Source organism: Citrobacter sp. CK206 (assembly GCF_030333125.1).
Lineage (GTDB): Bacteria > Pseudomonadota > Gammaproteobacteria > Enterobacterales > Enterobacteriaceae > Citrobacter_B > Citrobacter_B koseri.
Map to the genome: position 1 here is coordinate 393,250 of NZ_JAOWGM010000021.1, position 23,531 is coordinate 416,780.

Annotated in this window: 20 protein-coding genes; 9 read left to right on the forward strand and 11 right to left on the reverse strand. The window is 55.7% G+C overall.

Features of this window, described 5'->3' with window-relative positions; all coding sequences use genetic code 11:
- The first annotated feature begins 49 nt into the window (after positions 1-49).
- From OGX81_RS04910 to OGX81_RS04925, 4 genes are all read left to right on the forward strand, one after another.
- Positions 50-1,291 carry an MFS transporter gene (locus OGX81_RS04910; RefSeq protein WP_104868964.1) on the forward strand — a complete coding sequence of 414 codons (1,242 nt, stop codon included), beginning with the start codon at positions 50-52 and terminating at the stop codon, positions 1,289-1,291.
- A gap of 15 nt (positions 1,292-1,306) precedes the next feature.
- A complete protein-coding gene (locus OGX81_RS04915) occupies positions 1,307-2,335 on the forward strand; it encodes a sugar phosphate isomerase/epimerase family protein (protein ID WP_104868963.1) in 1,029 nt (342 codons plus the stop codon).
- Entirely contained in the window at positions 2,332-3,483 is a 1,152-nt protein-coding gene (locus tag OGX81_RS04920) for a Gfo/Idh/MocA family protein (RefSeq protein WP_104868962.1), read from the forward strand. The genes OGX81_RS04915 and OGX81_RS04920 overlap by 4 nt, the downstream gene beginning before the upstream one ends.
- Positions 3,484-3,560: 77 nt before the next feature.
- The gene (locus OGX81_RS04925) at positions 3,561-4,541 is read left to right on the forward strand and encodes a LacI family DNA-binding transcriptional regulator (RefSeq protein ID WP_012133428.1); all 981 of its coding nucleotides are present in this window, start codon (positions 3,561-3,563) and stop codon (positions 4,539-4,541) included.
- Between the two features lie 2 nt (positions 4,542-4,543).
- Here the strand turns inward: OGX81_RS04925 and OGX81_RS04930 are convergent, their stop codons facing one another.
- The gene (locus OGX81_RS04930) at positions 4,544-5,788 is read right to left on the reverse strand and encodes a mechanosensitive ion channel family protein (protein WP_012133427.1); all 1,245 of its coding nucleotides are present in this window, start codon (positions 5,786-5,788) and stop codon (positions 4,544-4,546) included.
- 74 nt (positions 5,789-5,862) lie between these two features.
- Entirely contained in the window at positions 5,863-7,299 is a 1,437-nt protein-coding gene (locus tag OGX81_RS04935; RefSeq protein ID WP_104868960.1) for an MFS transporter, read from the reverse strand.
- A gap of 107 nt (positions 7,300-7,406) precedes the next feature.
- Here OGX81_RS04935 and OGX81_RS04940 point away from each other — a divergent pair, with 107 nt between their 5' ends.
- The gene (locus tag OGX81_RS04940) at positions 7,407-8,273 is read left to right on the forward strand and encodes a helix-turn-helix transcriptional regulator (protein WP_012133425.1); all 867 of its coding nucleotides are present in this window, start codon (positions 7,407-7,409) and stop codon (positions 8,271-8,273) included.
- A gap of 239 nt (positions 8,274-8,512) precedes the next feature.
- Here the strand turns inward: OGX81_RS04940 and nfsB are convergent, their stop codons facing one another.
- From nfsB to OGX81_RS04955, 3 genes are all read right to left on the reverse strand, one after another.
- Positions 8,513-9,166: an oxygen-insensitive NAD(P)H nitroreductase gene (nfsB, locus tag OGX81_RS04945; RefSeq protein WP_047458272.1), complete on the reverse strand. Its 654-nt coding sequence runs from the start codon at positions 9,164-9,166 to the stop codon at positions 8,513-8,515.
- 120 nt (positions 9,167-9,286) lie between these two features.
- Positions 9,287-9,655 (reverse strand): MmcQ/YjbR family DNA-binding protein, encoded by a 369-nt coding sequence (locus OGX81_RS04950; protein ID WP_104868958.1) that lies wholly within the window; start codon positions 9,653-9,655, stop codon positions 9,287-9,289.
- Complete coding sequence (locus tag OGX81_RS04955) at positions 9,655-10,236, reverse strand: TetR/AcrR family transcriptional regulator (protein ID WP_012133421.1); 582 nt, start codon at positions 10,234-10,236, stop codon at positions 9,655-9,657. The genes OGX81_RS04950 and OGX81_RS04955 overlap by 1 nt, the downstream gene beginning before the upstream one ends.
- A 190-nt stretch (positions 10,237-10,426) precedes the next feature.
- On the opposite strand from OGX81_RS04955, the gene OGX81_RS04960 reads away from it, so the two are divergent.
- Together OGX81_RS04960 and OGX81_RS04965 are read left to right on the forward strand one after the other, a co-directional pair.
- The gene (locus OGX81_RS04960; protein ID WP_012133420.1) at positions 10,427-11,527 is read left to right on the forward strand and encodes an MBL fold metallo-hydrolase; all 1,101 of its coding nucleotides are present in this window, start codon (positions 10,427-10,429) and stop codon (positions 11,525-11,527) included.
- Positions 11,528-11,556: 29 nt separating this feature from the next.
- A complete protein-coding gene (locus tag OGX81_RS04965; protein WP_024130566.1) occupies positions 11,557-11,898 on the forward strand; it encodes a RamA family antibiotic efflux transcriptional regulator in 342 nt (113 codons plus the stop codon).
- Positions 11,899-11,934: 36 nt separating this feature from the next.
- On the opposite strand, the gene OGX81_RS04970 is transcribed toward OGX81_RS04965, so the two are convergent.
- A complete protein-coding gene (locus OGX81_RS04970) occupies positions 11,935-14,079 on the reverse strand; it encodes a TonB-dependent siderophore receptor (RefSeq protein ID WP_104869155.1) in 2,145 nt (714 codons plus the stop codon).
- Positions 14,080-14,236: 157 nt separating this feature from the next.
- Here OGX81_RS04970 and OGX81_RS04975 point away from each other — a divergent pair, with 157 nt between their 5' ends.
- Positions 14,237-15,862: an alpha/beta hydrolase-fold protein gene (locus OGX81_RS04975; RefSeq protein WP_104868947.1), complete on the forward strand. Its 1,626-nt coding sequence runs from the start codon at positions 14,237-14,239 to the stop codon at positions 15,860-15,862.
- On the opposite strand, the gene OGX81_RS04980 is transcribed toward OGX81_RS04975, so the two are convergent.
- The 5 genes from OGX81_RS04980 to betI all read right to left on the reverse strand — a co-directional run bounded on the left by OGX81_RS04980 (position 15,791) and on the right by betI (position 21,098).
- Positions 15,791-16,039: a DUF1158 domain-containing protein gene (locus tag OGX81_RS04980; RefSeq protein WP_104868946.1), complete on the reverse strand. Its 249-nt coding sequence runs from the start codon at positions 16,037-16,039 to the stop codon at positions 15,791-15,793. The genes OGX81_RS04975 and OGX81_RS04980 overlap by 72 nt on opposite strands.
- A 65-nt stretch (positions 16,040-16,104) precedes the next feature.
- Entirely contained in the window at positions 16,105-17,223 is a 1,119-nt protein-coding gene (locus tag OGX81_RS04985; protein WP_104868945.1) for a YbdK family carboxylate-amine ligase, read from the reverse strand.
- Positions 17,224-17,328: 105 nt separating this feature from the next.
- Positions 17,329-19,005 (reverse strand): choline dehydrogenase, encoded by a 1,677-nt coding sequence (gene betA, locus OGX81_RS04990; RefSeq protein ID WP_104868944.1) that lies wholly within the window; start codon positions 19,003-19,005, stop codon positions 17,329-17,331.
- Between the two features lie 13 nt (positions 19,006-19,018).
- A complete protein-coding gene (gene betB / locus OGX81_RS04995) occupies positions 19,019-20,491 on the reverse strand; it encodes a betaine-aldehyde dehydrogenase (RefSeq protein ID WP_058668742.1) in 1,473 nt (490 codons plus the stop codon).
- Positions 20,492-20,504: 13 nt separating this feature from the next.
- A complete protein-coding gene (gene betI / locus OGX81_RS05000; RefSeq protein WP_024130562.1) occupies positions 20,505-21,098 on the reverse strand; it encodes a transcriptional regulator BetI in 594 nt (197 codons plus the stop codon).
- A gap of 282 nt (positions 21,099-21,380) precedes the next feature.
- On the opposite strand from betI, the gene OGX81_RS05005 reads away from it, so the two are divergent.
- Positions 21,381-23,414 (forward strand): choline transporter, encoded by a 2,034-nt coding sequence (locus OGX81_RS05005; RefSeq protein ID WP_047458253.1) that lies wholly within the window; start codon positions 21,381-21,383, stop codon positions 23,412-23,414.
- Positions 23,415-23,531 lie beyond the last annotated feature (117 nt).

Sequence of the window (23,531 nt, forward strand, 5' to 3'; positions counted from 1 at the left end):
CATTTTGAGTTTATTTGTAATCGATTACTTTTTAAAGGTGAGGCAAAAAATGGTGTCGACAACCGAAAGTAGTGGAAAACAGACCGTACAGTACCGGCTACTGGTGCCGAGACTGTCGTTAATGATGTTCTTACAGTTCTTCATCTGGGGGAGCTGGTCGGTGACGCTGGGGCTGGTGATGACCCAGTACAATATGTCGCTGCTGATTGGCGATGCGTTTTCCGCCGGGCCGATCGCCTCCATCCTGTCGCCGTTTGTGCTGGGGATGCTGGTGGATCGCTTCTTTGCGTCGCAAAAAGTGATGGCGGTGATGCATGTGGCGGGGGCGGCGATTCTGTGGTTTGTGCCGCAGGCGCTGGTGGTGCAAAACGGGGCATTGCTCATCGGGCTGCTGTTTGGCTATACGCTGTGCTACATGCCAACGCTGGCGCTGACCAACAACATCGCCTTTCATAGCCTGTCAGATAAAGATAAAACCTTCCCGGTTGTACGCGTGTTCGGCACGATTGGCTGGATTGTGGCCGGTATTTTTATCGGCGTGACGGGGATTTCCGACACCACCGGGATCTTCACGCTTGCCGCGCTCTGCTCTGTGATTCTGGCGCTCTACAGCCTGACGCTGCCGCACACCCCTGCGCCAGCGAAGGGGTTGCCGGTGAAGATACGCGATCTTTTTTGCGCTGATGCGTTTGCATTACTCAAGACCCGCCACTTCTTTGTGTTCTCGCTTTGCGCGACGTTAATCTCCGTGCCGCTGGGGACTTACTACGCCTATACCGCCTCGTTCCTGGCGGATGCTGGCGTGGGCGATGTCAGCACCGCGATGTCATTCGGCCAGATGTCCGAAATCGTCTTTATGCTGGTGATCCCCTTCCTGTTCCGCCGTCTGGGGGTGAAATACATGCTGCTGATCGGGATGTGCGCCTGGTTTGTCCGTTATGCCTTCTTTGCGCTCGGCATCAGCGAAGAGGGGCGCTTCCTGCTCTATCTCGGTATTTTGCTTCATGGCGTGTGTTATGACTTTTTCTTTGTCGTGGGTTTTATCTATACCGACCGCATTGCCGGAGAAAAGGTGAAGGGGCAGGCGCAAAGTATGATCGTCATGTTTACCTATGGCATCGGTATGCTGCTCGGCTCGCAGATCTCCGGCGCGCTGTACAACCGCCTGGTGGCGGGGCAGGCGGTTCCCCAGGCCTGGGTGACGTTCTGGTGGCTCCCGGCAGTGGCCGCTGCGGTGATTGCCGCGATTTTCCTTTTCGCTTTCAAGTATGACGAGAAAGAGCAGGCGTAATTTTCAGGAGGGGTTATGAGAACCATTAAGGGACCGGGTATTTTTCTGGCGCAGTTTATCGGGGGGCAACCCCCGTTTAATACGCTGGAAGGGCTGGCCGGTTGGGCGGCAGGGCTGGGTTATAAGGCCTTGCAGATCCCCTGCAATCATAAAGCGTTGTTTGATGTTGAACAGGCCGCCGTGAGCCAGACCTACTGTGATGATATTCGCGGGATGCTGGCGGATCACGGCCTGGTCATCAGTGAATTATCGACCCATCTTGAAGGTCAACTGATTGCGGTACACCCGGCCTATGATGAGGCGTTTGCCGGTTTTGCGCCGCCGTCGGTGCGCGGAAACCCGCAGGCGCGACAGGCATGGGCGACGCAGACGTTGCAACAGGCTGCCGCCGCTTCGCAGAAACTGGGGCTGACCGCACATGCCACCTTCTCCGGTTCGCTCGCCTGGCCCTATTTTTACCCCTGGCCGCCGCATAATCGTCAGCGTTTTGACGAGGCGTTCAGCGAACTGGCGCGCCGCTGGCGACCGATTCTCGACTGCTTTGATGGGCATGGCGTGGACGTGTGTTATGAGATTCACCCCAGCGAGGATTTGCACGATGGCGTCACGTTCGAGCGTTTTTTAGCGCTGGTCGACGATCATCCGCGTTGCCATATTCTGTACGATCCCAGCCACCTGCTGCTGCAACAGATGGATTATCTGGGTTTTGTGGATGTGTACCACTCGCGCATTAAAGCGTTTCATGTGAAAGATGCCGAGTATCGCGCCAGCAGCCGTAGCGGCGTATACGGCGGGTATCAACCCTGGATTGAGCGGGCCGGGCGGTTTCGTTCGCCGGGTGACGGACAGGTGGATTTCAAAACGCTGTTCAGCAAGTTCGCCCAATATGATTACCCCGGCTGGGCGGTACTGGAGTGGGAGTGCTGCCTGAAAGAAGCCGCCACCGGCGCGCGTGAGGGCAGTGAATTTATTCGCCGTCATATTATTCCGGTTTCTGAGCATGCGTTTGATGATTTCGCTGCGGGTGATGAGGTACGTAAATGATTCAGGTTGGCATTATCGGAACCGGGTTTATTGGCCCTGCGCATATTGAAGCCTTGCGCCGACCGGGAAACGTATCGGTGGTTGCGCTTTGCGACAGTTCGCTGGAGAAGGCGCAGGAGAAAGCCCGGGCGCTAAACGTTCCGCACGCTTACGGCAGCGTGGAGGCATTACTGGCGCATCCGGGATTGCAGGTGGTACACAACTGCACGCCGAACCACCTTCATGCTGATATCAATCGCCAGGCGTTGCGGGCGGGGTTGTCTGTGTTCTCCGAAAAACCGCTCTGCATGACGCCGGATGAAGCGCGTGAACTGGCCGCGCTGGCGGAGCAGGCGGGGGTGGTGCATGGCGTGAGTTTTGTCTACCGGCAGTTTGCGATGGTGCAGCAGGCCGCCAGCATGGTACGCGCCGGGAGCGTCGGGCGGCAGTTTTCCGTGCAGGGCAGTTATTTGCAGGACTGGATGCTGCTGGAAACCGACTATAACTGGCGCGTAGACCCCGCGCTTGGCGGGAGCTCACGCGCGGTGGCGGATATCGGTTCACACTGGTGCGACACGGTGCAGTTTGTTACTGGAAAGCGGATTGTGGAGGTGATGGCGGATCTTGCCACGGTCTGGCCAACGCGTAAGGCCAGCGTGGAAGGGGGCTCGACGTTTACTCAGCCGCTCACGGAACGCCAGTGGGTAGATAAACCGGTCAGCACGGAAGACAGAGGCGCGGTGCTGGTACGTTTTGATGACGGCAGCAAAGGCTGTTTCAGCGTTTCACAGGTGAGCGCCGGGCGGAAAAACCAGCTGACATTTGAGATTAACGGCAGTCACTGTTCGCTGGCCTGGGATCAGGAGGTGCCGCAGCAGCTGTGGATCGGCCACCGGCAGCAGGCGAATCAGATCCTGACGGACGACCCCGGATTAATGAACGCGGATGTGGCTGGCAGCGCGCACTTTCCCGGTGGGCATATTGAGGGCTGGCCGGATGCCTTTAAAAACATGATGCAGCAGTTTTATCTTGCGGTGCAGTCAGGAAAAATGCCCGCGCCGGAGGTGCGTCGTTTTGCCTCGTTCGCGGACGGTGCTGACGTGATGTATATCATTGACGCCATTGTGAAAAGCCATCAACACCAGCGGTGGGTGAGCGTGATGCGGTAAACCTTCGCCCGGTTCGCCGGAGGGCGATTTTATGGTAGCCTCAACACAAAGCGCAAACCGCAGGATGTGTCGCCGTTATGTCTATTCAAAAAATCGCCCAGCTCGCCGGTGTGTCGGTGGCGACGGTATCACGCGTGCTCAATAACAGTGATACCGTCAAAGCCAAAAACCGCGAGCGCGTGCTGCAAGCCATCAAGGAAAGTAACTATCAGCCCAACCTGCTGGCGCGCCAGCTTCGCACCGCGCGCAGCTCAATGATTCTGGTGATGGTTTCAAATATTGCGAACCCTTTTTGCGCAGAAGTGGTGAAGGGCATTGAAGAAGAGGCGGAGAAAAACGGGTATCGCATTCTGCTGTGTAATTCAGGCTCGGATATGGCGCGTTCAAAATCGGCGCTGAAACTGCTCTCGGGGAAAATTGTCGATGGCATTATCACTATGGACGCGTTTTCAAAATTACCGGAGCTGACCACCATAATCGGCGATGCGCCGTGGGTGCAGTGCGCGGAATACGCCGATAAAGGCGCGGTCTCCTGTGTGGGGATCAATGACGTTGATGCCGCACAGTCGGTCATCTCCCATCTGGTCGAAAAGGGGTATCAGCGGATTGCGCTGATCAACCATGATTTAAGCTATAAATATGCGCGTCTGAGGGAGCGGGGGTATAAGGCGGCGCTTCATGCCTGGTCTCTGGATTATCAGGCGGTAGAGTATGCCAGCGAACTGAGTTCCAGCGCCGGAATGGCGGCGATGGACGTTTTGCTGGCGGCAGAAACGCGCCCGGATGCGGTTTTTGCGGTATCGGATACCCTGGCGGCAGGGGCCATGCGCGCCATTGCCAACGCCGGATTGCGCATCCCGCAGGATATCGCCGTCGTGGGTTTTGACGGTACGGAGCTGGCGGAGATGGTTTCCCCGCAGCTGACCACTATCGAGCAGCCTTCCCGCGATATTGGCCGTAAAGCGGTCGGGCTGCTGCTGAACCGGATTGAACACCCGGATGCGCCAACCGAAAGGGTGATGATGGACTGGCGCTATATTTCCCGCGCCAGTACCTGATATTAGCGCTGAAACGCCCCGGACAGCGCGCGAATATCGTTTCCTGTAGGGGACTGGTGAATCCGTAAGCCAAACTCTTCGACCACGGCAAAAATGTGGTCGAAAATATCGGCCTGAATACTTTCATATTCCAGCCACACCACGGTATTGGTAAACGCGTAAATCTCAATGGGTAAACCCTGATCGTCCGGCGCAAGCTGGCGTACCATCATGGTCATATCTTTGCGGATACGCGGATGGTGGCGTAAATATTCATTCAGGTAGGCGCGGAAAGTGCCAATATTGGTCATTCGACGATGATTGAGTACGGATTCCGGCGCAGTCTGCTGTTGGTTCCATTCCTGGATTTCCTGATGACGGGTGGTTAAATAGGGCTTTAACAAATGCGCTTTATATAAACGCTGTTGCTCATCCTCATCAAGAAAATGAATGCTGGTGGCGTCGATACTGATGCTGCGTTTAATTCGGCGACCGCCAGAGGCGGACATGCCGCTCCAGTTTTTGAAAGAGTCCGAAACCAGGGACCAGGTGGGGATGGTGGTAATGGTATTATCCCAGTTGCGCACTTTCACGGTGGTTAAGCCGATATCGATCACCGCGCCGTCCGCGCCGTATTTCGGCATTTCCAGCCAGTCGCCCAGCTTCAGCATATCGTTCGCTGAAAGCTGTATACCCGCGACCAGACCGAGAATGGGGTCTTTAAACACCAGCATTAAGACGGCGGCCATCGCGCCGAGACCGCTAATGAGAATAGCCGGAGACTGACCTATCAGCAGGGAGATCATCAGAATACCGATGATAATGGCGCCGATGAGTTTGATGCCCTGGAATATTCCTTTCAGCGGAAGCTGAGACGCCGCCGGGAATTTTTGCGACAGGTTGAGAATAACATCCAGTAACGAAAAGACGGACAACAGGGCATACATCATGATCCACAGTTGTGCGCAGGTGGTTAATATTTCAGCCGCCTCAGTCCCCTTTTGTAGCCAGAGCACAGCCTGAATATTGACGATAATCCCCTGGAGCGTAAACGCCAGGCGGTGAAATAATTTATTCTGGGTAATGATTTGCAGCCACAGGCGTGAACTGGCGCTGGCGCGCTTTTCAAAGGCTCGCAGCACCACCCAATGCAAAATAATATGCACAATGATGGCAGTGAGAAAAATAATGCCAAAAATCATCACCAGCGAAGTGGTGTGATTCATTTCGATCCCGAGTTCTTCTACCTGAGATATTAATTCCTGCATAACGTCTCCTTTATAAACAGCGGTCTATGATGACCGCTGTGCGGATATTATGCAAATTGCGCGGCGCAGGTTTGCTATTTTGACGCCATACAGGGGCGGGTTGCATTGATATTCAATGCGCGGCGAAACCATAATGTCGCCAGAACCAGACTGAGCATCATGGCGGCTTCGACGGCCAGAAAACCGATCACCGACTGCGTATAATCGCCGTGACTATTGTGTTGCAGATGCAAAAATAACGCCCCCAGCACCGCCGGGCCAAGCCCCAATGTGGCTTGCTGCAACGTGCTTAAAATGGCGCTTCCGGCTCCGGCATCCTGCGTGCTGATATCGCGCATGCCGATACGATAAAAGCTGTTCACGATCAGCGCCTGTCCATAACCTATCAGGGCCGTTGCCGGCGCCAGCGCGAAGGTGGATGTTTGCATGCCCGAATGCCAGAAGGTCATCATTAACCCGGCTAAGCCGACTATCTGGATCGCCAGACCCATCAACAGAATACGCCCCATGCTGTAGCGCGCAATCAATCGCGGTGCGTAGCAGGCCGAGATGAAATAGGCCGCGCCGAGGGCGATAAAGCTGTTACCGGATTCCCACGGCGCCATCCCCAGACCCATTTGCAGAGTCAGCGCCATACAGAACATAAAACCTGACCATGCGCTAAAAAACAGCAATGCGATCAGAATGCCGAAACGGATGCTGGTCAGCCGTAACAGGCGCGGCGGCAGAAGCGGGTGCTGGTGGCGCAGTTCCTGCCGGAGCGCATTTTTACGCATCCACCATCCCAGCGGGAGAATGGCAAATAGCGCCGCCTGAGCCTGCCAGGGCCAGCCGGTTTCTGGCCCCAGCGCCATAGGAAAAAGCAGGCAGCAGAGGATGGCGGCCAGACAGACGGTGCCCAACCAGTCGATGTCGGCGCGGGTTTCGCTGGCCGTTTCGGGAACGTGGCGGCGGCTGAATGCCAGTACCAGAAGGCAGACCGGGACATTAATAAAAAATGCGTTGCGCCAGCCAAGCCCGGCGATATCCGCCGAGACCAGCCAGCCACCGCCCATTTGGCCGACGATAAAGGCAATGCCGCCAATACCACCATACAAACTGATGGCCTTTGCGTGCGCGCTTCCTTTTAGCGTGACGTGAAGCGTGGCGAGAATTTGCGGCACGATCAACGCCGCGCCAGCCCCCTGCAAAATACGGGCGCCCAGCAGCATGTGAATAGAGTTCGCCAGACCGCAAAACAGGGAGGCGACGCCAAAGAATGCGACTCCCCACATAAACAGGCGGCGGCGACCGTAGTTATCGCCGAGCTTGCTCCCCAGCGCCAGACAGACCGCGAACGTAATCCCATAGAGGGCGACAATTAACTCCAGTTGCGTCGTTGTCGCCTGTAAAGAGCGGGTAATGGACTCCAGGGCGACGTTGGTAATCGATGTATCAATAAGCGGCAGCATTTGGCCTGTCAGCAAGAGCGATAGCCCGGTGCGACTGAGTGAAACGACTGACGTATTCATGGTAACTCCATTGCGTCATTCAACAGATGGACGTAGCATTACTGAAGAATTAAACGGGTACCAGTTCCTGGTTATACTGGTATTGGTACTACCATGCTGGAGGTAATATGACGGTGATGACGCGACGTGAGCCCACGGTGATGCAACCCGCAGACAACCGGAAGCAGCTCGGCGCATTTTTACGCGCCCGGCGGGAAAGCCTCGATCCGCAACGTATGGGGCTGCCGCGCGTCGGTCGGCGGCGAACGCCCGGTCTGCGCCGCGAAGAGGTGGCGATGCTGGCGGAAGTTGGCGTGACCTGGTACACCTGGCTGGAACAGGGGCGGGAGGTGAATCCCTCTGAGTCGGTACTGGTTGGCGTTGCGAATGCGCTGCAATGCAGCCCGCTGGAAACCCGACACCTGTTTGTTCTGGCCGGGCTGACGCCGCCGGAATCGACGCAGATCACCGTGTGCGAGGGGATCAGTGCGGGAACCCGCCGTATGCTTGACAGCCTGATGCCGCAGCCAGCCAGCATTCAGAAGCCTAATTTTGATATTGTGGCGTGGAATGAGAGTTTTTGTCGGCTGATGGGCGTGGATTTTGCCACGATCCCGGATGACGATCGCAACTGTATTTACCTCTACCTCACCAACGAAACCTGGCGCAGTCGCATAGAAAACCGCGACGTGCTGCCGACGTTTGTCTCTTATTTCCGTGCGGCAATGGCGGAACACCGTGGCGATCCGAGGTGGGAAAATAAACTGGCGCGCTTTTTCGCCGCATCTTCCGAGTTTGAAGCGTTATGGCATCAGCGTTATGAGGTGCGTGGCGTGGAAAACCAGGTGAAGAATTTTCTCCATCCTCGGTTAGGGCGTTTTAGTTTGCAGCAGATGTACTGGTATTCCGCACCGCGTAACGGCTCCCGGTTGTTGGTGTATTTACCGATGGATGAGGCCGGAGAACAGGCGCTGGCGTGGCTGGATAAGCAGTAAAATGCCCGGTGGCGCTACGCTTACCGGGCCTACGATAACGTATGCTCCGTAGGCCGGATAAGGCGATATGCCCGGTGGCGCTGCGCTTACCGGGCCTACAATAACGTGTGCTCCGTAGGCCGGATAAGGCGCAGCCGCCATCCGGCATAATGCCCGGTGGCGCTACGCTTACCGGGCCTACAATAACGTGTGCACCGTAGGCCGGATAAGGCGCAGCCGCCATCCGGCATAACAAGAAATCAGACTTCCGTCAGGGTGGTTTCCTGCGGCAGGCGGGATTTCGGCAGCGCAGCGTTAAAATCTTCTACGCTGTGATGGCCGACAGGCACCACGACCAGGCTGGTATAACCTTTTTCTTTCAGGCCAAATTCAGCGTCAAGAACCGCGGCGTCGAAGCCTTCAATCGGTACGGCGTCCAGACCCATCGCGGCGACGCCCAGCAGGAAGTTGCCAACGTTCAGGTATACCTGTTTCGCCATCCACTGATCGTCATCTTTCAGGTCGCGGCGGTGCAGATCCGCGAAAAAGCGACGGCCTTTGTTATTTGCCGCTTTGGCTTCCGGCGTGGCAAAACGGCCATCGGCATCTTCCTGATCGACAACGCGATCCAGCCAGGCGTCATCCATTGCGGTTTTTGCGCAAAACACGACGACATGGGAAGCATCCAGCATTTTGCGCTCGTTAAACACGAAATTACCGGCGGCGGATTTCGCAACGCGCGCTTTCCCTTCTTCGGTACTGGCGACGATGAAATGCCACGGCTGAGAGTTGGTGCTGGAAGGGCTATATTGCAGCAATGTTTTGAGTTTTTCCGCTTCGTCTGCGGTCAGTTGTTTGCTGGGATCGAACGCCTTAGTGGAGTAGCGTTTTAAGGCGACAGAAACGATATCCATAAATACTCCTGATGTTTTTTAATACCCTGCGGGTGCGTTTTCGTGCCAGCAGGGTACAGGGTTAGCGCATAAAAGATAAGAGAGAAAAGTGCGAAAACACTTATCGATATCAACGATAAATCAGGTGGGGCGCAGACGTTTTTGATCTTTTTTAGCCAGACCATCCACCACCAGATTCCAGGAGTCGCCGATCAGGTCGGCAAGCAGCGACGGCGTGATATCGTCTCCTGCGTAAACGGAAATCCAGTGTTTTTTGTTCATGTGGTAACCGGGTTCAATACTGCGGTAAATCTGCTGATTTAACAGGGATTTCTGTGGATCGGACTTCAGGTTCACAAACCGACGGCCGCGTTGTTCAGAAACGATCATGAATATCTTGCCGCCGACTTTAAAGACATCGAACTCCGGGCCGAACGGCCAGCAGTGTTCGGTGAAAGGCAGTTCGAGCGCGATGCGTTTCGCACAATGATGCAGCGTCTGGCCGTCCATTATTTTTCCTCGCGGGTGAGGGCGCGCCACATCGCTTCAAAACCCAGCGAGATGTACTCATTTGCGTGGGCCGGATCGCGGGCGGCAAATTCCATCGTGGTTTCCGCCAGGGTGAGGAACAGGGCATCGCCAAAGGCGCGGTATTCGTCAGACATGAAAATGGGCAGAACCGAACGATGGCAGAGATCGCGCAGTTCCGGGAACATATCGTCCGCCAGTTGCTCGGTTTCTTTCGTGATTTTCTCACTAACCGCAAGCTGGCGGATGGTGCGGTGTCCGTTAGTGTTGTTCAGACCCCAGTTGATGTAGCTGTTCCAGATAAAGTGCGTCATGGTCCTGGTGTCGGTGATTGAACGGTCCAGATTCGCCATCATCGACTGGCAGAGATCCTGCTTCAAATGCAGATAAAGCTCGTTGATTAAGTCATCTTTTGTCGCGAAATAGCGAAACAATGTTCCCTCAGCAACACCTGCGTTGCGAGCAATGACGGCGGTGGAGGCGGCAATGCCGGATTGTGCGATCGCTTTTGTTGCGGCTTCCAGTAACGCCAGTTTTTTGTCTTCACTCTTCGGACGAGCCACTACACTTTACCCTTAATGATGTAAAAAACACGATTGAAACACGCTCTTTGCAGCGCCGCAACGGTGAATGTCAAAGATTGAAAATCATCTTGACGAGATTCCTTCGCTTTCTATAATGAGTGCTTACTCACTCATAATCAAGTGACAGTCGCGCAAACCAGTGGAAAGGGGCGCGTTTTCGGATCAGGATATGAAGCGTCTCACAATTTGTGTGGTTGTTATTATGCTTATTGCTTCTACAGCGAGTCTGCCGTTTGTCCTTAACGCCGGGTTTGGTCAGGTGCCGCAGGGCGCTCAACTGAGCCTGGTGGAACAGTCTCCACACTATCGTGATGGACAGTTTCATAATCAATTACCCACCCCCGGTTACACCGGGGATAAGGGGATGCTCGCCGCATGGTGGGAGTTTCTGGTCGCTAAACGTGAAAACGCGCGGCCTGCCCAACCGTTGCCGCTGGTAAACACCGATCTCGCCAGCGTACCGCGCGATCGGGACACGCTCATCTGGCTGGGCCATTCCTCCTGGTATCTGCAACTGGCGGGAAAACGCATTCTGATCGACCCGGTATTCAGCAGCTATGCCGCGCCGTTTTCGTTTCTGAATAAAGCCTTTGCCGGAGACTACCCCTGGACGGCGCAAAATATGCCGGAGATCGACCTGCTGATCATCTCGCACGATCACTATGACCATCTGGACTACGCCACCATCAAAGCGCTGATGCCGAAGATTAAGCGAGTCATTACGCCGCTGGGTGTGGGATCGCATTTGCGCTACTGGGGCATGAATGGCGGGATTATCGACGAGCGCGACTGGAACCAGTCCGTCAGGATCGATGACGCGCTGCTGATCCACGTCCTGCCCGCGCGCCATTTTTCTGGCCGGGGGCTCAAACGTAACCAGACGCTGTGGGCGAGTTTTATGTTTGAGACGCCTGAACAGAAGGTTTATTACAGCGGGGACTCCGGTTACGGGCCGCATTTTAAGGCGATTGGAGAACAGTTCGGCTCAGTCGATCTGGCCATCATGGAAAACGGTCAGTACGACCGGGACTGGCGATACATTCACATGATGCCGGAAGAGACCGCGCAGGCGGCGCAGGATCTGCGCGCAAAAGCGATTTTACCCGGTCATGCCGGGCGTTTTGTCCTGGCGAAACACAGTTGGGACGATCCGTATAAACGTCTGGCGCTGGCGAGTCGTCATAAACGCTACCGTCTGCTGACGCCGACGCTGGGAGAACCGGTGATGTTGGCCGATCCGACCCAGCAGTTTACGGCCTGGTGGGAATAAGCGACCATTTTTCGGAGGGGGAGAGCACGATGACCATTTCCGCTCAGGTAATCGACACTATTGTCGAGTGGATTGATGATAATTTAAATCAACCGTTGCGCATTGATGATATTGCCCGCCACGCCGGGTACTCCAAATGGCATCTGCAACGCCTGTTTATGCAGTACAAAGGGGAGAGTCTGGGGCGCTATATCCGGGAGCGTAAGCTGCGACTGGCGGCGCGTGATTTACGCGATACCGACCAAAGGGTGTATGACATCTGCCTGAAGTACGGTTTTGATTCGCAGCAGACCTTTACGCGGATCTTCACCCGAACCTTTAATCAGCCGCCGGGCGCCTACCGTAAAGAGAATCACAGCCGTACGCACTGAGTTTCCCCGGCAGCGCCTGGCTGCCGGGAATCTTTCTTACCAGGAATAGCTCACTGTTGCCGTAACCGTACGACCTACGCCATAGAAGCAGGCGGTGTCGCTGGCGCAAGAGGCCACGTATTTCGTATCGGCGATATTATTGACATTAAACTGTACGGCTGCGCCTTTCAGGCTGCTGTTCAGTTCTCCCAGTTCGTAGCTCACCATCGCGTCATACAGATCCACCGCCGGCACTTTAAAGGTGTTTTTCGCATCGCCGTAGCTGGTGCCGATGTAGCGCACGCCCACGCCGGTCGTCAGGCTTTTCAGCGGGCCGCCGGGGAAGGTATAACTGGCGAAGGCGGAAGCCATGTGAGCAGGAATACGGGCAGGGGTTTTCCCTTCCGTACCCGCTACCGTGGTGTTGACGGTTTCCGCATCCGTGTAGGTATACGAGCCAATCAGGTTGACGCTATCCCACAGTGAAGAGTGAATTTCCGCTTCCACGCCTTTGGAACGCACTTCCCCTGCGTTTTCGAACCAGCCCAGCGTGCTGTTGTAAGTGGACACATTGCTCTGTTTGAGATCGTATAACGCCAGCGACATCAGCGTGTTATCCACCGGCTGATACTTCACGCCCACTTCGGTTTGTTTACCGGTGGTGGGTTTAAACGGCGCGCTGCCCGGCGCGCGGTTGGTTTGCAGATTAGGCTCATACGAGGTGCTGTAGCTGATGTATGGCGAGAGGCCGAAATCAAAGGCATACAGCAAGCCGGTACGCCAGGTGAACTTGTTGTCGTTCTGCTGCGTTTTCTCACTGTCGATGTAATCGGTGGTGCGAACTTCCGTCCAGTCATAGCGCCCGGAGAGCAGCAGCTCCCAGTTGTTCCAGCTCATCTGATCCTGCAAATAGAGGCCCATCTGATCGAGGTTTTGCTGTTCGTGGCTGGCGGTGCTGAAGGTGCTTTCATCGACGTTTACGCCATAAACCGGGTGCGTCCAGTCCATATCGTACTGCGAGCCGGAACCGCGCATTAACAGTTGCTTGTCGTTGCTGGACTTGTAATCCAGCCCGCCGAGCAGCGTATGGTTCATCTGCGCGGTCGCAAACTGTGCTTCCAGTTGGTTATCAATGCCAAACTCATTGGTCGTGCGCTCCTCATGCTGGGCGCGACGGCTGAGCAGCGTGCTTTCCGGTTTGCTGTTGAAGTAAACCAGATAGCGGTATTTTTGCTTGATGCTGGCATAGCGGGCATTCTGGCGGAAGGTCATCATGTCATTGAACTGATGTTCAAACTCATAACCCACCATCGTCTGCTCACGCCACGACTGATCGTAATCAGGATCGCTGACGTTAAAATCGAGCGGAATATATTTTCCGTTAGCGCTGGTGACGGTGCCATAAGCAGGCAGGAAGTTACGGTAGCCCGCATCGGGATCTTTCTGGTAGCTGGTCAGCAGCGTGAAACGGGTCTGATCGTTTGGATACCAGGTGATAGCCGGAGCAATCGCGACGCGCGAATCTTTATAGTCTTCAACTTGGTTATGTTGAGTGCGGGCGATCCCGTTCAGGCGATACAGTACCCGGCCGTCATCGCTCAGCGGGCCGCCGAAATCAAATGCGCCTTCCGCCAGATCGCGATTACCGGTGCTGAACTGAACCTTATGAATCGGTTCGCTGGTGGGGCGTTTGCTGGTCATGCTGATAAGCCCGCCGGGGTTCACCTGGCCAAACAGAACCGAAGCCGGGCCGCGTACCAGCTCTACCCGCTCCAGCAGCCACGGATCAACGGTGCCGGTTTGCGATGACGCCGTTGCGCCAAAGCTCAGACCATCAAGGAATTTAGGAACGTAGCTGAAGCCGCGTACAAACACTTCATCGTTACGGTTGGATGAGCCGCGATACTCCGTAAATGCCCCGGCGGTGTAGCGCAGCGCCTGGGAGACGGAGGTGGCGTCCAGCGCGTCCATCTGGTCGCGGGTAACGACGGAGACGGACTGCGGCGTTTTCACCAGCTCTGCGGAGGTTTTGGTTGCCGACAGGGTTTTGGTCGCCACCATTCCCTTCACCGGCGCAGTGGGTTCCTGGCTGACGCCTTGCGTCACCAGAATGGTCTCCTCCTGCGTTTTGGCAAACGTCGTCGTACTGACGGTCGCCAGGCTGAGAACCCAGAGCTGCATTATCTTGTTATTTTTAAATATCATTTAGCATCCTTTTCTATGCCATACCTGAAATTGTCCGGTCGTCCTGTCAGACAAATGCCGGACTGCCATCCTCATTAAACGCGACAGATGTTATTGCAAATCATTACCATTTGCATTAGCGTTGTTAACAAATTTCATCAGGAAAGCACCGTTAATGAAGATGGCATGGAGTGGTTTGGTGATTGGGCTGGGGACGATGTCGGCTCAGGCGATGCCGTGTTCGACGCCCTCCGTTCAGGGAGAGCAGGAGGGGAAATTTGATGCCAGCGGCGAGATCTGCTTTGTGCTTCCCGCGCTGAGTGAAAATTATGTTTCGGCCACCCTGTCGGGGATTACCGATGCTCGTTTGCTGGACGGCCAGAACCGTCGCATCCGTACTTTACTGGAAGGCGGCCCGGCCGATGGCGAGCATCAGCTGTTGTTTTCTTTGCCGGTACAACAGGCCACCTCGCTGGTGTTGCACGGTAATGAGGGCGCTCGCTGGCGGTTTACATGGCAGATGAAAGAGACCACGCCGCTGCCGAAAATACAGCGCGTCGCTCCCGTCAGCCCAACCTTGCAGCAACTGGAAAAAGCGCTGGCGGCAGGCGCCGGAACCGCTCATTTCTGGCAGGATCTACAGCGCAACGGCACGCCGCTGGTGGAGCCGGTTGACGACAGCCATAAGCGGGTTACGTTTCTGTGGCGCGGTGCGAAGCAGAACGTTTTTATTCTCGGTTCTCCGGCAGGCGATCACGATCCCCTGTTCCGCCTGGGCGATTCCGACGTCTGGTTCCGCAGCTATGTGGTGCCTGCGGATACGGTAATGCAGTACAAACTGGCGCCGGATGTTCCGTTGGTGAACGGTTCGCCGCGCGATCAGCGGCGGGCGATTCTGGTCAGCGCGCAGAGAGATCCGCTTAACCCGCTGACGCTTGGCGAGAAGTATGCCGATCGCTGGAATCAGTTTTCCCTTCTCGATCTGAGTCCCGCGCGCTTTTGCTCTGCGCAAGCTACCGCGCAGCCTGTTCGTTACGGTTCGCTTACGCGCAAAACATTGTTCAGCGAACGTCTGGGCAACAGTCGTGAAATTGCGATTTATCGCCCACACAGCGCGCAACCGGCACGCTGGACGCTGATGCTGTTTGACGGCAAAACGTATCTTGATGATTATCATATCGATCGCGTGCTGGATGGGCTGATCGCGCGCCATCAACTGCCGCCGATAAACGTGGTGTTTATTGATACGCTCGATCACGCCAGACGGGCGAAAGAGCTGCCGCCGAACCCTGATTTTGCCGACTTTATGGCGCATGAATTATTGCCCTGGCTGCGTCAGCAGGGGATAACAACGCAACGACAAAAAACGGTGCTGGCGGGCTCCAGCTATGGCGGGCTGGCGTCATCCTGGGTCGCGTTGCGCTATCCGCGTCTGTTCGGCAACGTGCTGAGTTTATCCGGTTCGTACTGGTGGGCGCCAAAAGACGAGGAGGCCAGCTGGCTGACGCGTCAGTACCAGAATTCGCCGCGTTATCCTGTCCGCTTCTGGTTGCAGGCTGGCCGCTTTGAAACCAAAGGCCCGGACGGCGGTATTTATCGCAACACGCTGGAATTTGCGCAGGTACTACGTGAAAAAGGCTATCCGGTGAGTTTCCATCCGTGGTCAAGCGGGCACGATTATGCCGCGTGGTGTGAAGCGCTGGTTCACGGTATGCGGGATTTCACCGGCTTAGTCAGCCAGCGAAAACCAGCGACGCCAGATAAAGCGGATCACGAAATATTCGAGAGCGCCAAGCGTTAAAAACCACAGGCAAAACAGCAGGGTGTAAAGCTGGTTGAGATCCATTAAATGGAAGGTCGCAACCAGCTTTTGCGCCAGCACTATGCCCGGCGAGGGCACAGGCAGCAGCAGGCAGGAGAGAAAAGCCATCAGCAGGATGCCGGCAGCGGTCATCAACGATTCAAGCGGGTGTTTCATGGCATTGTTAAACTTGAGTTAAAAAGCCATTGTCCGGGATATCGCCGGGTAACGCAAATCGTCGTCTACTGACCCGCCCAGATCTCGCAATGTTTTTTCACCAGCCCAATCAGCGAACCGCCATCCGTCACAAACTCCCGCATCTGCCGCGCTTCATTCAGCCCGTTTTTCACCTGTAGGCGCAGAGCGTTAATGGCGCTGGCGGCGCCGACGTTATCTGCGGAGGAGGCGACATTCTCCAGCAGGCGCAGTGTGTCATCAGACAGCAGGTGATGGTCGCCGGTGTGGACATCGGTCAATGTTCCCTCCAGACCATACCAACAGGCCTGAAAGCGGTTGAATTTGTACAGCAGATAATCCCGCTCCTGATGCCTGAACGGGCGCTCGGTCAGCAGCCAGTGGGCCGTCGCCTGAATCAGCCCCGCGATATTGACTGCATGAGCAAGGGTCAGAGGCGTATCCATTACCCGAACTTCTACCGTGCCGAAGTGAGGGCTGGGACGGATATCCCAGTGCAGATCTTTGATGCTGTCGATCATGCTGGTGTACGCGAGGCGGCGGAACAGCCCTTCACATTCCTGCCAGTTGCTGGCCCACGGCATCGGACCGTTATCAGGAAAGCTTGAGAAGATATTCAGCCGGGCGCTGGAAAAACGGGTATCTGACCCTTGCATATACGGCGATGCCGCCGCCAGCGCAATAAAGTGAGGAACAAAGCGCGACAGACCATGCAGGAGGTAGATAGCGTCATCACCGTTCGCGCATCCAATATGGACGTGCTGACCAAATACCGTCGCCTGCTGAATCAGATAACCGAAGTTTTCCAGCGTACGCTGGTAGCGCGCATTGTCGCACACCTCCTGGCGCTGCCACTTTTGAAAAGGGTGTGTACCCCCGCCGCAGATTTCAAGATGATGGTCTGCGGCAGCCTGCAAAATCACCTGCTGCATGGCGGAGAACTGCGCCGCCGCCTGGTCAATGTTGCGGCAGACTCCCGTCGCCATCTCAAGCATGCTTTCGGTGATATCGTGCTTCACTTCTCCGGCGGTGAGTTGGGATTTGACGGCGTCAATCAGGGTGGAAGAGTCCTGGCTTAAATCGTAACCTGGCGGATTGACCACCTGCATTTCCAGCTCAATTCCCAGCGTAAACGGTTCGGAAACGTGAAAATCGGGTAGCGGCATAACGTTCTCTTTTGTCAGGGCGTTGCGTTGAGTATAGATGTCAGGGAGGAGGAGGGGGGCGTGGTCTTTTCCCGCTCAGCAGCAGAGCGGGAAAAAGAGGCGGGATTAACGCAGCGGCGGCTGACGCACGGGCGCATCACCTGCGACGTAATAGCTCGCGGTGCTCTTTGCCAGCGGTTCGCGGCCACGAATCGCATCGGCCATCTTCTCGCCGATCATAATGGTGGTGGCGTTCAGGTTGCCGGTGATAATTTGCGGCATAATGGAGGCGTCCACCACGCGCAGATTTTCCACGCCGTGAACCCGGCCTTCGCCGTCGACTACCGCCATTTCGTCGTAACCCATCTTGCAGGTGCCGCAAGGATGAAACGCGGTCTCCGCGTGGTCGCGCACAAACGCATCCAGCTGTTTGTCGGTCTGGCACGTAATGCCAGGGCTGATTTCGCGTCCACGGTATTTGTCCAGCGCAGGCTGGTTGATGATTTCACGCGTGATGCGTATGGCATCGCGGAACTCCTGCCAGTCCTGCCCGGTAGACATATAGTTAAACAGGATAGCCGGATGCTCGCGCGGATCGCGCGATTTAATGTGCACATGCCCACGGCTGGGTGAGCGCATCGAACCGACATGACACTGAAAACCGTGTTCTTTCACCGCATTCGAGCCGTTGTAATTAATCGCCACTGGCAGGAAGTGATACTGAATATTCGGCCAGCTAAACGCTTCGCTGCTGCGGATAAATCCACCTGCCTCAAAATGGTTGCTGGCGCCCACGCCGGTGCCGCCAAATAACCACTCAGCGCCAATTTTCGGCTGGTTCCACCATTGCAACGCCGGGTAGAGAGAGACGGGTTCTTTGCACTCATACTGTAGATACATCTCCAGATGGTCCTGCAAGTTTTCACCCACGCCCGGCAGGTGGTGCACCAACGGAATATCAAACGCTTTCAGTAGCGATGCGTCACCCACGCCGGAGCGTTGCAGGATTTGCGGCGACGCAATGGCGCCCGCGCACAGCAACACCTCTTTACGCGCCATCGCCCGGGTCGGGATGGTGCTGTCGCCTTCCAGCCACTCAACGCCTGACGCTTTTTTACCTTCGAATAGAATATGGTCGGTCAGCGCATGGGTGATGATGGTCAGATTCGGCCGACCTTTGGCCTGATCGAGATACCCGCGTGCCGTACTGGCGCGTCGTCCTTGCGGCGTCACGGTTCTGTCCATCGGCCCAAACCCCTCCTGCTGATAGCCGTTGAGGTCGTCGGTACGTGGATATCCCGCCTGGACGCCTGCTTCTATCATCGCATGGAACAGTGGGTTGTTATTGTGCTTTGGCGTGGCGACGCTTACCGGGCCGTCGCCGCCGTGGTAGTCGTTGGGGCCGATATCACGGGTTTCCGCCTTGCGGTAATAGGGCAGGCAGTTGAGGTAACTCCAGTGTTCGAGGCCTGGCTCCTGCGCCCAGTTGTCGAGATCCATCGCGTTGCCGCGAATGTAACACATGCCGTTAATCAGCGATGAGCCGCCCAGCCCTTTACCACGGCCGCACTCCATGCGGCGGTAGTTCATATGCGGCTCCGGTTCGGTCTCATACGCCCAGTTATAACGTTTACCCTGTAGCGGAAACGCCAACGCAGCAGGCATCTGGGTGCGGAAATCCGCACGGTAGTCCGGGCCGCCCGCTTCCAGCAGCAACACGGTGGTGTCGCTGTCTTCGGTCAGCCGTGTTGCCAGTACGTTGCCCGCCGAACCGGCGCCAATAATGATGTAGTCAAAATGCAAACAAACCTCCTGGTTAAAATATGGATTGAAACTGACCCATCTCAACCTGGATGGACTTCACCTGGGTGTAGCTTTGCAGCGTCATGATGCCGTTCTCGCGACCAATACCGGAATGCTTGTAGCCGCCGACCGGCATTTCAGCAGGAGATTCCCCCCAGGTATTGATCCAGCAGATCCCCGCTTCAAGCTGGTGGATTGCGCGATGAGCGCGGTTGAGATCGGCTGTCACTACCCCGGCGGCCAGTCCGTAATCGGTGTTATTGGCGCGGCGGATCGCCTCTTCTTCGTTTTCGTAGGTCAGAATGGACATTACCGGGCCGAAAATTTCTTCGCGTACGATGGTCATCTCATCCCGGCAGTCGGTGAATACGGTGGGGGCGACCCAGGCGCCGTTATCAAACGCCTCGCCTTTTAATACGTCGCCGCCGCAAAGCAGCGTTGCGCCTTCCGCTTTTCCGCTGGCGATATAGCGCAGAACGTTGTCGCGATGGGGGAAGCTCACCAGTGGGCCAAAATTGGTTGCCGGGTCAGACAGATCGCCTGCGCGAATGCGGCTTACGCGCGCCAGAATTTTTTGCTCGAAGGCGCTTTTCATGTGCGCCGGAATGAATACGCGCGTGCCGTTGGTGCAGACCTGGCCGGAGCTGAAGAAGTTCGCCATCATGGCGATATCCGCCGCGAGGTCGGGGTCCGCGTCGTCAAAGATAATCAGCGGTGATTTGCCGCCCAGCTCCATCGTCACCTCTTTCAGCGATGAAGCCGCTGAATTGGCCATCACTTTCTTGCCGCTGGCGACGCCGCCGGTGAAGGAGATTTTGGCGATATCAGGATGTTCCGTCAGGAACTGCCCTGTTTCCGCACCGGTGCCTGGCAGCACGTTGAATACGCCGTCCGGGAGACCGGCTTCGCTGTAGATTTCTGCCAGTTTTAACGCGGTTAGCGGCGTGACTTCACTGGGTTTGAAGATCATGGCATTGCCTGCCGCCAGCGCCGGAGCGGATTTCCACAGGGCGATTTGAATGGGGTAGTTCCATGCGCCGATCCCGGCCACCACGCCCAGCGGCTCGCGACGGGTGTAGACGAATGACGTCTCGCGTAGCGGGATCTGGCTGCCTTCCAGGGCTGGGATCAGCCCGGCGTAATACTCAAGCACGTCTGCGCCGGTGACGATGTCCACGCTGGCGGTTTCGCTCAGTGGTTTACCGGTATCGAGCGTTTCCAGTTGCGCCAGCTCGTCATTGCGTTCACGCAGAATATCAACTGCCCGACGCAGGATTCGCGAGCGCGCCATTGCGCTCATCGCGGCCCACATTTTTTGCCCGCGCTGCGCGCTTTTCACGGCGCGATCGACATCGTCGCGGCCTGCGGCCTGTACGGTAGCCAGTACCTCGCCGTTAGCGGGGTTGATCGTCTCAAAGGTGCGACCGCTGGTGGCGGCAGTATATGCGCCGTCAATATAAAGCTGTTGTTCTGCCATTCGGGGCATGAGTTCTCCTCGGTTAGTCAGTGGCGTTCGGCAAATGCTGACTGATGAAATGGGTGGTCAGCGCCTGAGCGAGACTGAGATTAAACGGTTTTCCGCTCAGCGCGGCGCGTAGCCACAGTCCATCGATAAGCGCCGCCAGGCCATAACCGGCCTGTTGAGCCTGCTGGCGCGGAAGTTCGCGCCTGAATTCATACACAATGTTCGACAGCAGCCGCTTGCTGGCGACCTGTTGCAGGCGGTAGAGCATCGGCTGATGCATGCTGCTTGCCCAGAATGCGAGCCAGGCTTTCATCGCGGCCTGGCTTATCTGACTGTCGTCAAAGTTGCCCGCTACGATGGCGCGCAAACGCAATTCTGCGCTGGCCTCTGGAAGGGCATGCAACCGACGCAGGACGGCATAGCGAAGCTGGCTGGTGATGTCGCGCATCGTCGCTTCCAGCAATCCATTTTTATCCTTGAAATAGTGACTGATGATGCCGGTCGACACGCCTGCTCGTCGGGCTATTTGCGCAATGGTCGCGTCATGCATCCCGACTTCATTAATGGCCTCCAGGGTGGCGTCAATCAGTTGCCTGCGACGAAGGGTTTGCATCCCCACTTTGGGCATTTTTATCGCTCCAGTCATCAGTTATGGTTATGTATTAAACCGTTTTTTGATTGGACGTTCAATATAAAATGTGTCTTAATTGTTATCAATTTAGCGGTTAACAGGTAAGGGGAATGTAATGGGATATTAGATAAAATTAATAAAAACAATAGATTGAAAATATCATCATTTCTGTTAATAAGGCTATTTTTGCAAATCTGTTAAAAATTCCATCGCCTTACAGAATCTCAAAAAGTTAGCTGCTCGACAGAGTAGTCACCGTTACTTAATCAGAGGTAATCGATGACGAACCTTGCTCAGAACAGAGAAAAGGACAAAATCAATCCCGTTGTGTTTTATACGTCTGCCGGACTGATTTTGTTGTTTTCCCTGACGACCATTTTTTTTAGTGATTTCTCCGCAGTCTGGATCGGCCGCACGCTGAACTGGGTCTCCAGAACGTTTGGCTGGTACTATCTGCTGGCCGCCACGCTCTATATCGTTTTTGTCATATTCATTGCCTGCTCGCGTTTCGGTTCCGTCAAGCTCGGGCCTGAGCAGTCAAAGCCGGAATTTAGTCTGCTAAGCTGGGCGGCAATGCTTTTCGCCGCCGGGATTGGCATCGACCTGATGTTCTTCTCGGTGGCTGAGCCCGTCACCCAATATATGCAGCCGCCGGAAGGCGCAGGGCAGACTATTGAAGCCGCCCGCCAGTCGATGGTCTGGACGCTGTTTCACTACGGCCTGACCGGTTGGTCGATGTATGCGTTAATGGGGATGGCGCTTGGCTACTTTAGCTATCGCTATAACCTGCCGCTGACCATTCGCTCAGCGCTCTATCCGATCTTCGGTAAGCGCATCAACGGGCCGATTGGGCATAGCGTGGATATTGCCGCAGTTATCGGCACCATCTTTGGTATCGCCACGACGCTGGGGATTGGTGTGGTGCAGCTCAATTACGGTCTGAGCGTGCTGTTTGATATCCCGGATTCAATGGCGGCCAAAGCGGCGCTGATTGTGCTGTCGGTGGTGATCGCCACGATCTCGGTGACTTCTGGCGTGGACAAAGGCATTCGGGTTCTGTCGGAGCTGAATGTGCTGCTGGCGCTGGGGTTGATCCTCTTTGTGCTGTTTATGGGGGACACCTCATTCCTGCTCAATGCGCTGGTGCTGAATGTGGGCGACTACGTTAACCGCTTTATGGGGATGACGTTGAACAGCTTTGCGTTCGACAGGCCGGTTGAGTGGATGAACAACTGGACGCTCTTTTTCTGGGCGTGGTGGGTTGCGTGGTCGCCGTTTGTCGGGCTGTTCCTGGCGCGTATTTCGCGTGGCCGCACCATTCGCCAGTTTGTCTTCGGTACGTTGATTATCCCGTTCACTTTCACCCTGCTGTGGCTGTCGGTGTTTGGCAATAGCGCGCTGTATGAAATCATTCATGGCGATGCCGGTTTTGCCGAGGAAGCGATGGCGCACCCTGAGCGCGGCTTTTATAGCCTGCTGGCGCAGTATCCGGCCTTCACCTTCAGCGCGTCTGTCGCCACAATCACCGGTCTGTTGTTCTACGTGACATCGGCGGACTCCGGTGCGCTGGTGCTGGGCAATTTCACCTCAAAACTGAAAGACATCAACAGCGATGCGCCAGCCTGGCTGCGTGTTTTCTGGTCGGTAGCGATTGGCCTGCTGACGCTGGGGATGCTGATGACCAATGGGATTTCAGCGCTGCAAAACACGACGGTGATCATGGGGCTGCCGTTTAGTTTTGTGATCTTCTTCATTATGGCGGGATTGTATAAGTCATTGAAAGTTGAAGATTATCGTCGGGAAAGCGCCAGTCGTCATACCGCACCGCGTCCGATGGGCGTGCAGGACCGGCTGAGCTGGAAAAAACGACTGTCGCGCCTGATGAACTACCCGGGAACGCGCTATACCCGCGAAATGATGGAGAAGGTATGTTTCCCGGCAATGGAAGAGGTCGCCCATGAGCTGCAACTGCGCGGCGCATCGGTGGAGCTGAAAAGTATGCCGCCGCAGGAAGGGGAAAACCTTGGTCATCTGGATCTGCGGGTTCACATGGGCGATGAGCGCAACTTTATCTATCAGATCTGGCCGCAGCAGTACGCAATCCCCGGCTTTACCTACCGGGCGCGCAGCGGCAAGTCGAGCTATTACCGGCTGGAAACGTTCCTGCTGGAAGGAAGCCAGGGAAATGACCTGATGGATTACAGCAAAGAGCAGGTGATTACGGACATTCTCGATCAGTATGAACGTCATCTGAACTTTATTCATCTGGATCGTGAAGCGCCTGGCAACGGGGTGTTGTTCCCGGGAATGTAAGCGGATCTCACGTTTTCTGAAAATAGTTCCGTCAACCTTGAGGCTAACAACCCGAACACGACAATTCGGCTTGTTAGTCTCTTCTTCGCATGGAGGCGATATATGCTGACGAAATAC

What these genes read in the sequence shown, in the direction of transcription:
- OGX81_RS04910 (WP_104868964.1), top strand. Translation starts at nt 50, where the DNA reads ATGGTGTCGACAACCGAAAGTAGTGGAAAACAGACCGTACAGTACCGG.
- OGX81_RS04915 (WP_104868963.1), top strand. Translation starts at nt 1,307, where the DNA reads ATGAGAACCATTAAGGGACCGGGTATTTTTCTGGCGCAGTTTATCGGG.
- OGX81_RS04920 (WP_104868962.1), top strand. Translation starts at nt 2,332, where the DNA reads ATGATTCAGGTTGGCATTATCGGAACCGGGTTTATTGGCCCTGCGCAT.
- OGX81_RS04925 (WP_012133428.1), top strand. Translation starts at nt 3,561, where the DNA reads ATGTCTATTCAAAAAATCGCCCAGCTCGCCGGTGTGTCGGTGGCGACG.
- OGX81_RS04930 (WP_012133427.1), bottom strand. Translation starts at nt 5,788, where the DNA reads ATGCAGGAATTAATATCTCAGGTAGAAGAACTCGGGATCGAAATGAAT.
- OGX81_RS04935 (WP_104868960.1), bottom strand. Translation starts at nt 7,299, where the DNA reads ATGAATACGTCAGTCGTTTCACTCAGTCGCACCGGGCTATCGCTCTTG.
- OGX81_RS04940 (WP_012133425.1), top strand. Translation starts at nt 7,407, where the DNA reads ATGACGGTGATGACGCGACGTGAGCCCACGGTGATGCAACCCGCAGAC.
- nfsB (WP_047458272.1), bottom strand. Translation starts at nt 9,166, where the DNA reads ATGGATATCGTTTCTGTCGCCTTAAAACGCTACTCCACTAAGGCGTTC.
- OGX81_RS04950 (WP_104868958.1), bottom strand. Translation starts at nt 9,655, where the DNA reads ATGGACGGCCAGACGCTGCATCATTGTGCGAAACGCATCGCGCTCGAA.
- OGX81_RS04960 (WP_012133420.1), top strand. Translation starts at nt 10,427, where the DNA reads ATGAAGCGTCTCACAATTTGTGTGGTTGTTATTATGCTTATTGCTTCT.
- OGX81_RS04965 (WP_024130566.1), top strand. Translation starts at nt 11,557, where the DNA reads ATGACCATTTCCGCTCAGGTAATCGACACTATTGTCGAGTGGATTGAT.
- OGX81_RS04975 (WP_104868947.1), top strand. Translation starts at nt 14,237, where the DNA reads ATGAAGATGGCATGGAGTGGTTTGGTGATTGGGCTGGGGACGATGTCG.
- OGX81_RS04980 (WP_104868946.1), bottom strand. Translation starts at nt 16,039, where the DNA reads ATGAAACACCCGCTTGAATCGTTGATGACCGCTGCCGGCATCCTGCTG.
- OGX81_RS04985 (WP_104868945.1), bottom strand. Translation starts at nt 17,223, where the DNA reads ATGCCGCTACCCGATTTTCACGTTTCCGAACCGTTTACGCTGGGAATT.
- betB (WP_058668742.1), bottom strand. Translation starts at nt 20,491, where the DNA reads ATGCCCCGAATGGCAGAACAACAGCTTTATATTGACGGCGCATATACT.
- betI (WP_024130562.1), bottom strand. Translation starts at nt 21,098, where the DNA reads ATGCCCAAAGTGGGGATGCAAACCCTTCGTCGCAGGCAACTGATTGAC.
- OGX81_RS05005 (WP_047458253.1), top strand. Translation starts at nt 21,381, where the DNA reads ATGACGAACCTTGCTCAGAACAGAGAAAAGGACAAAATCAATCCCGTT.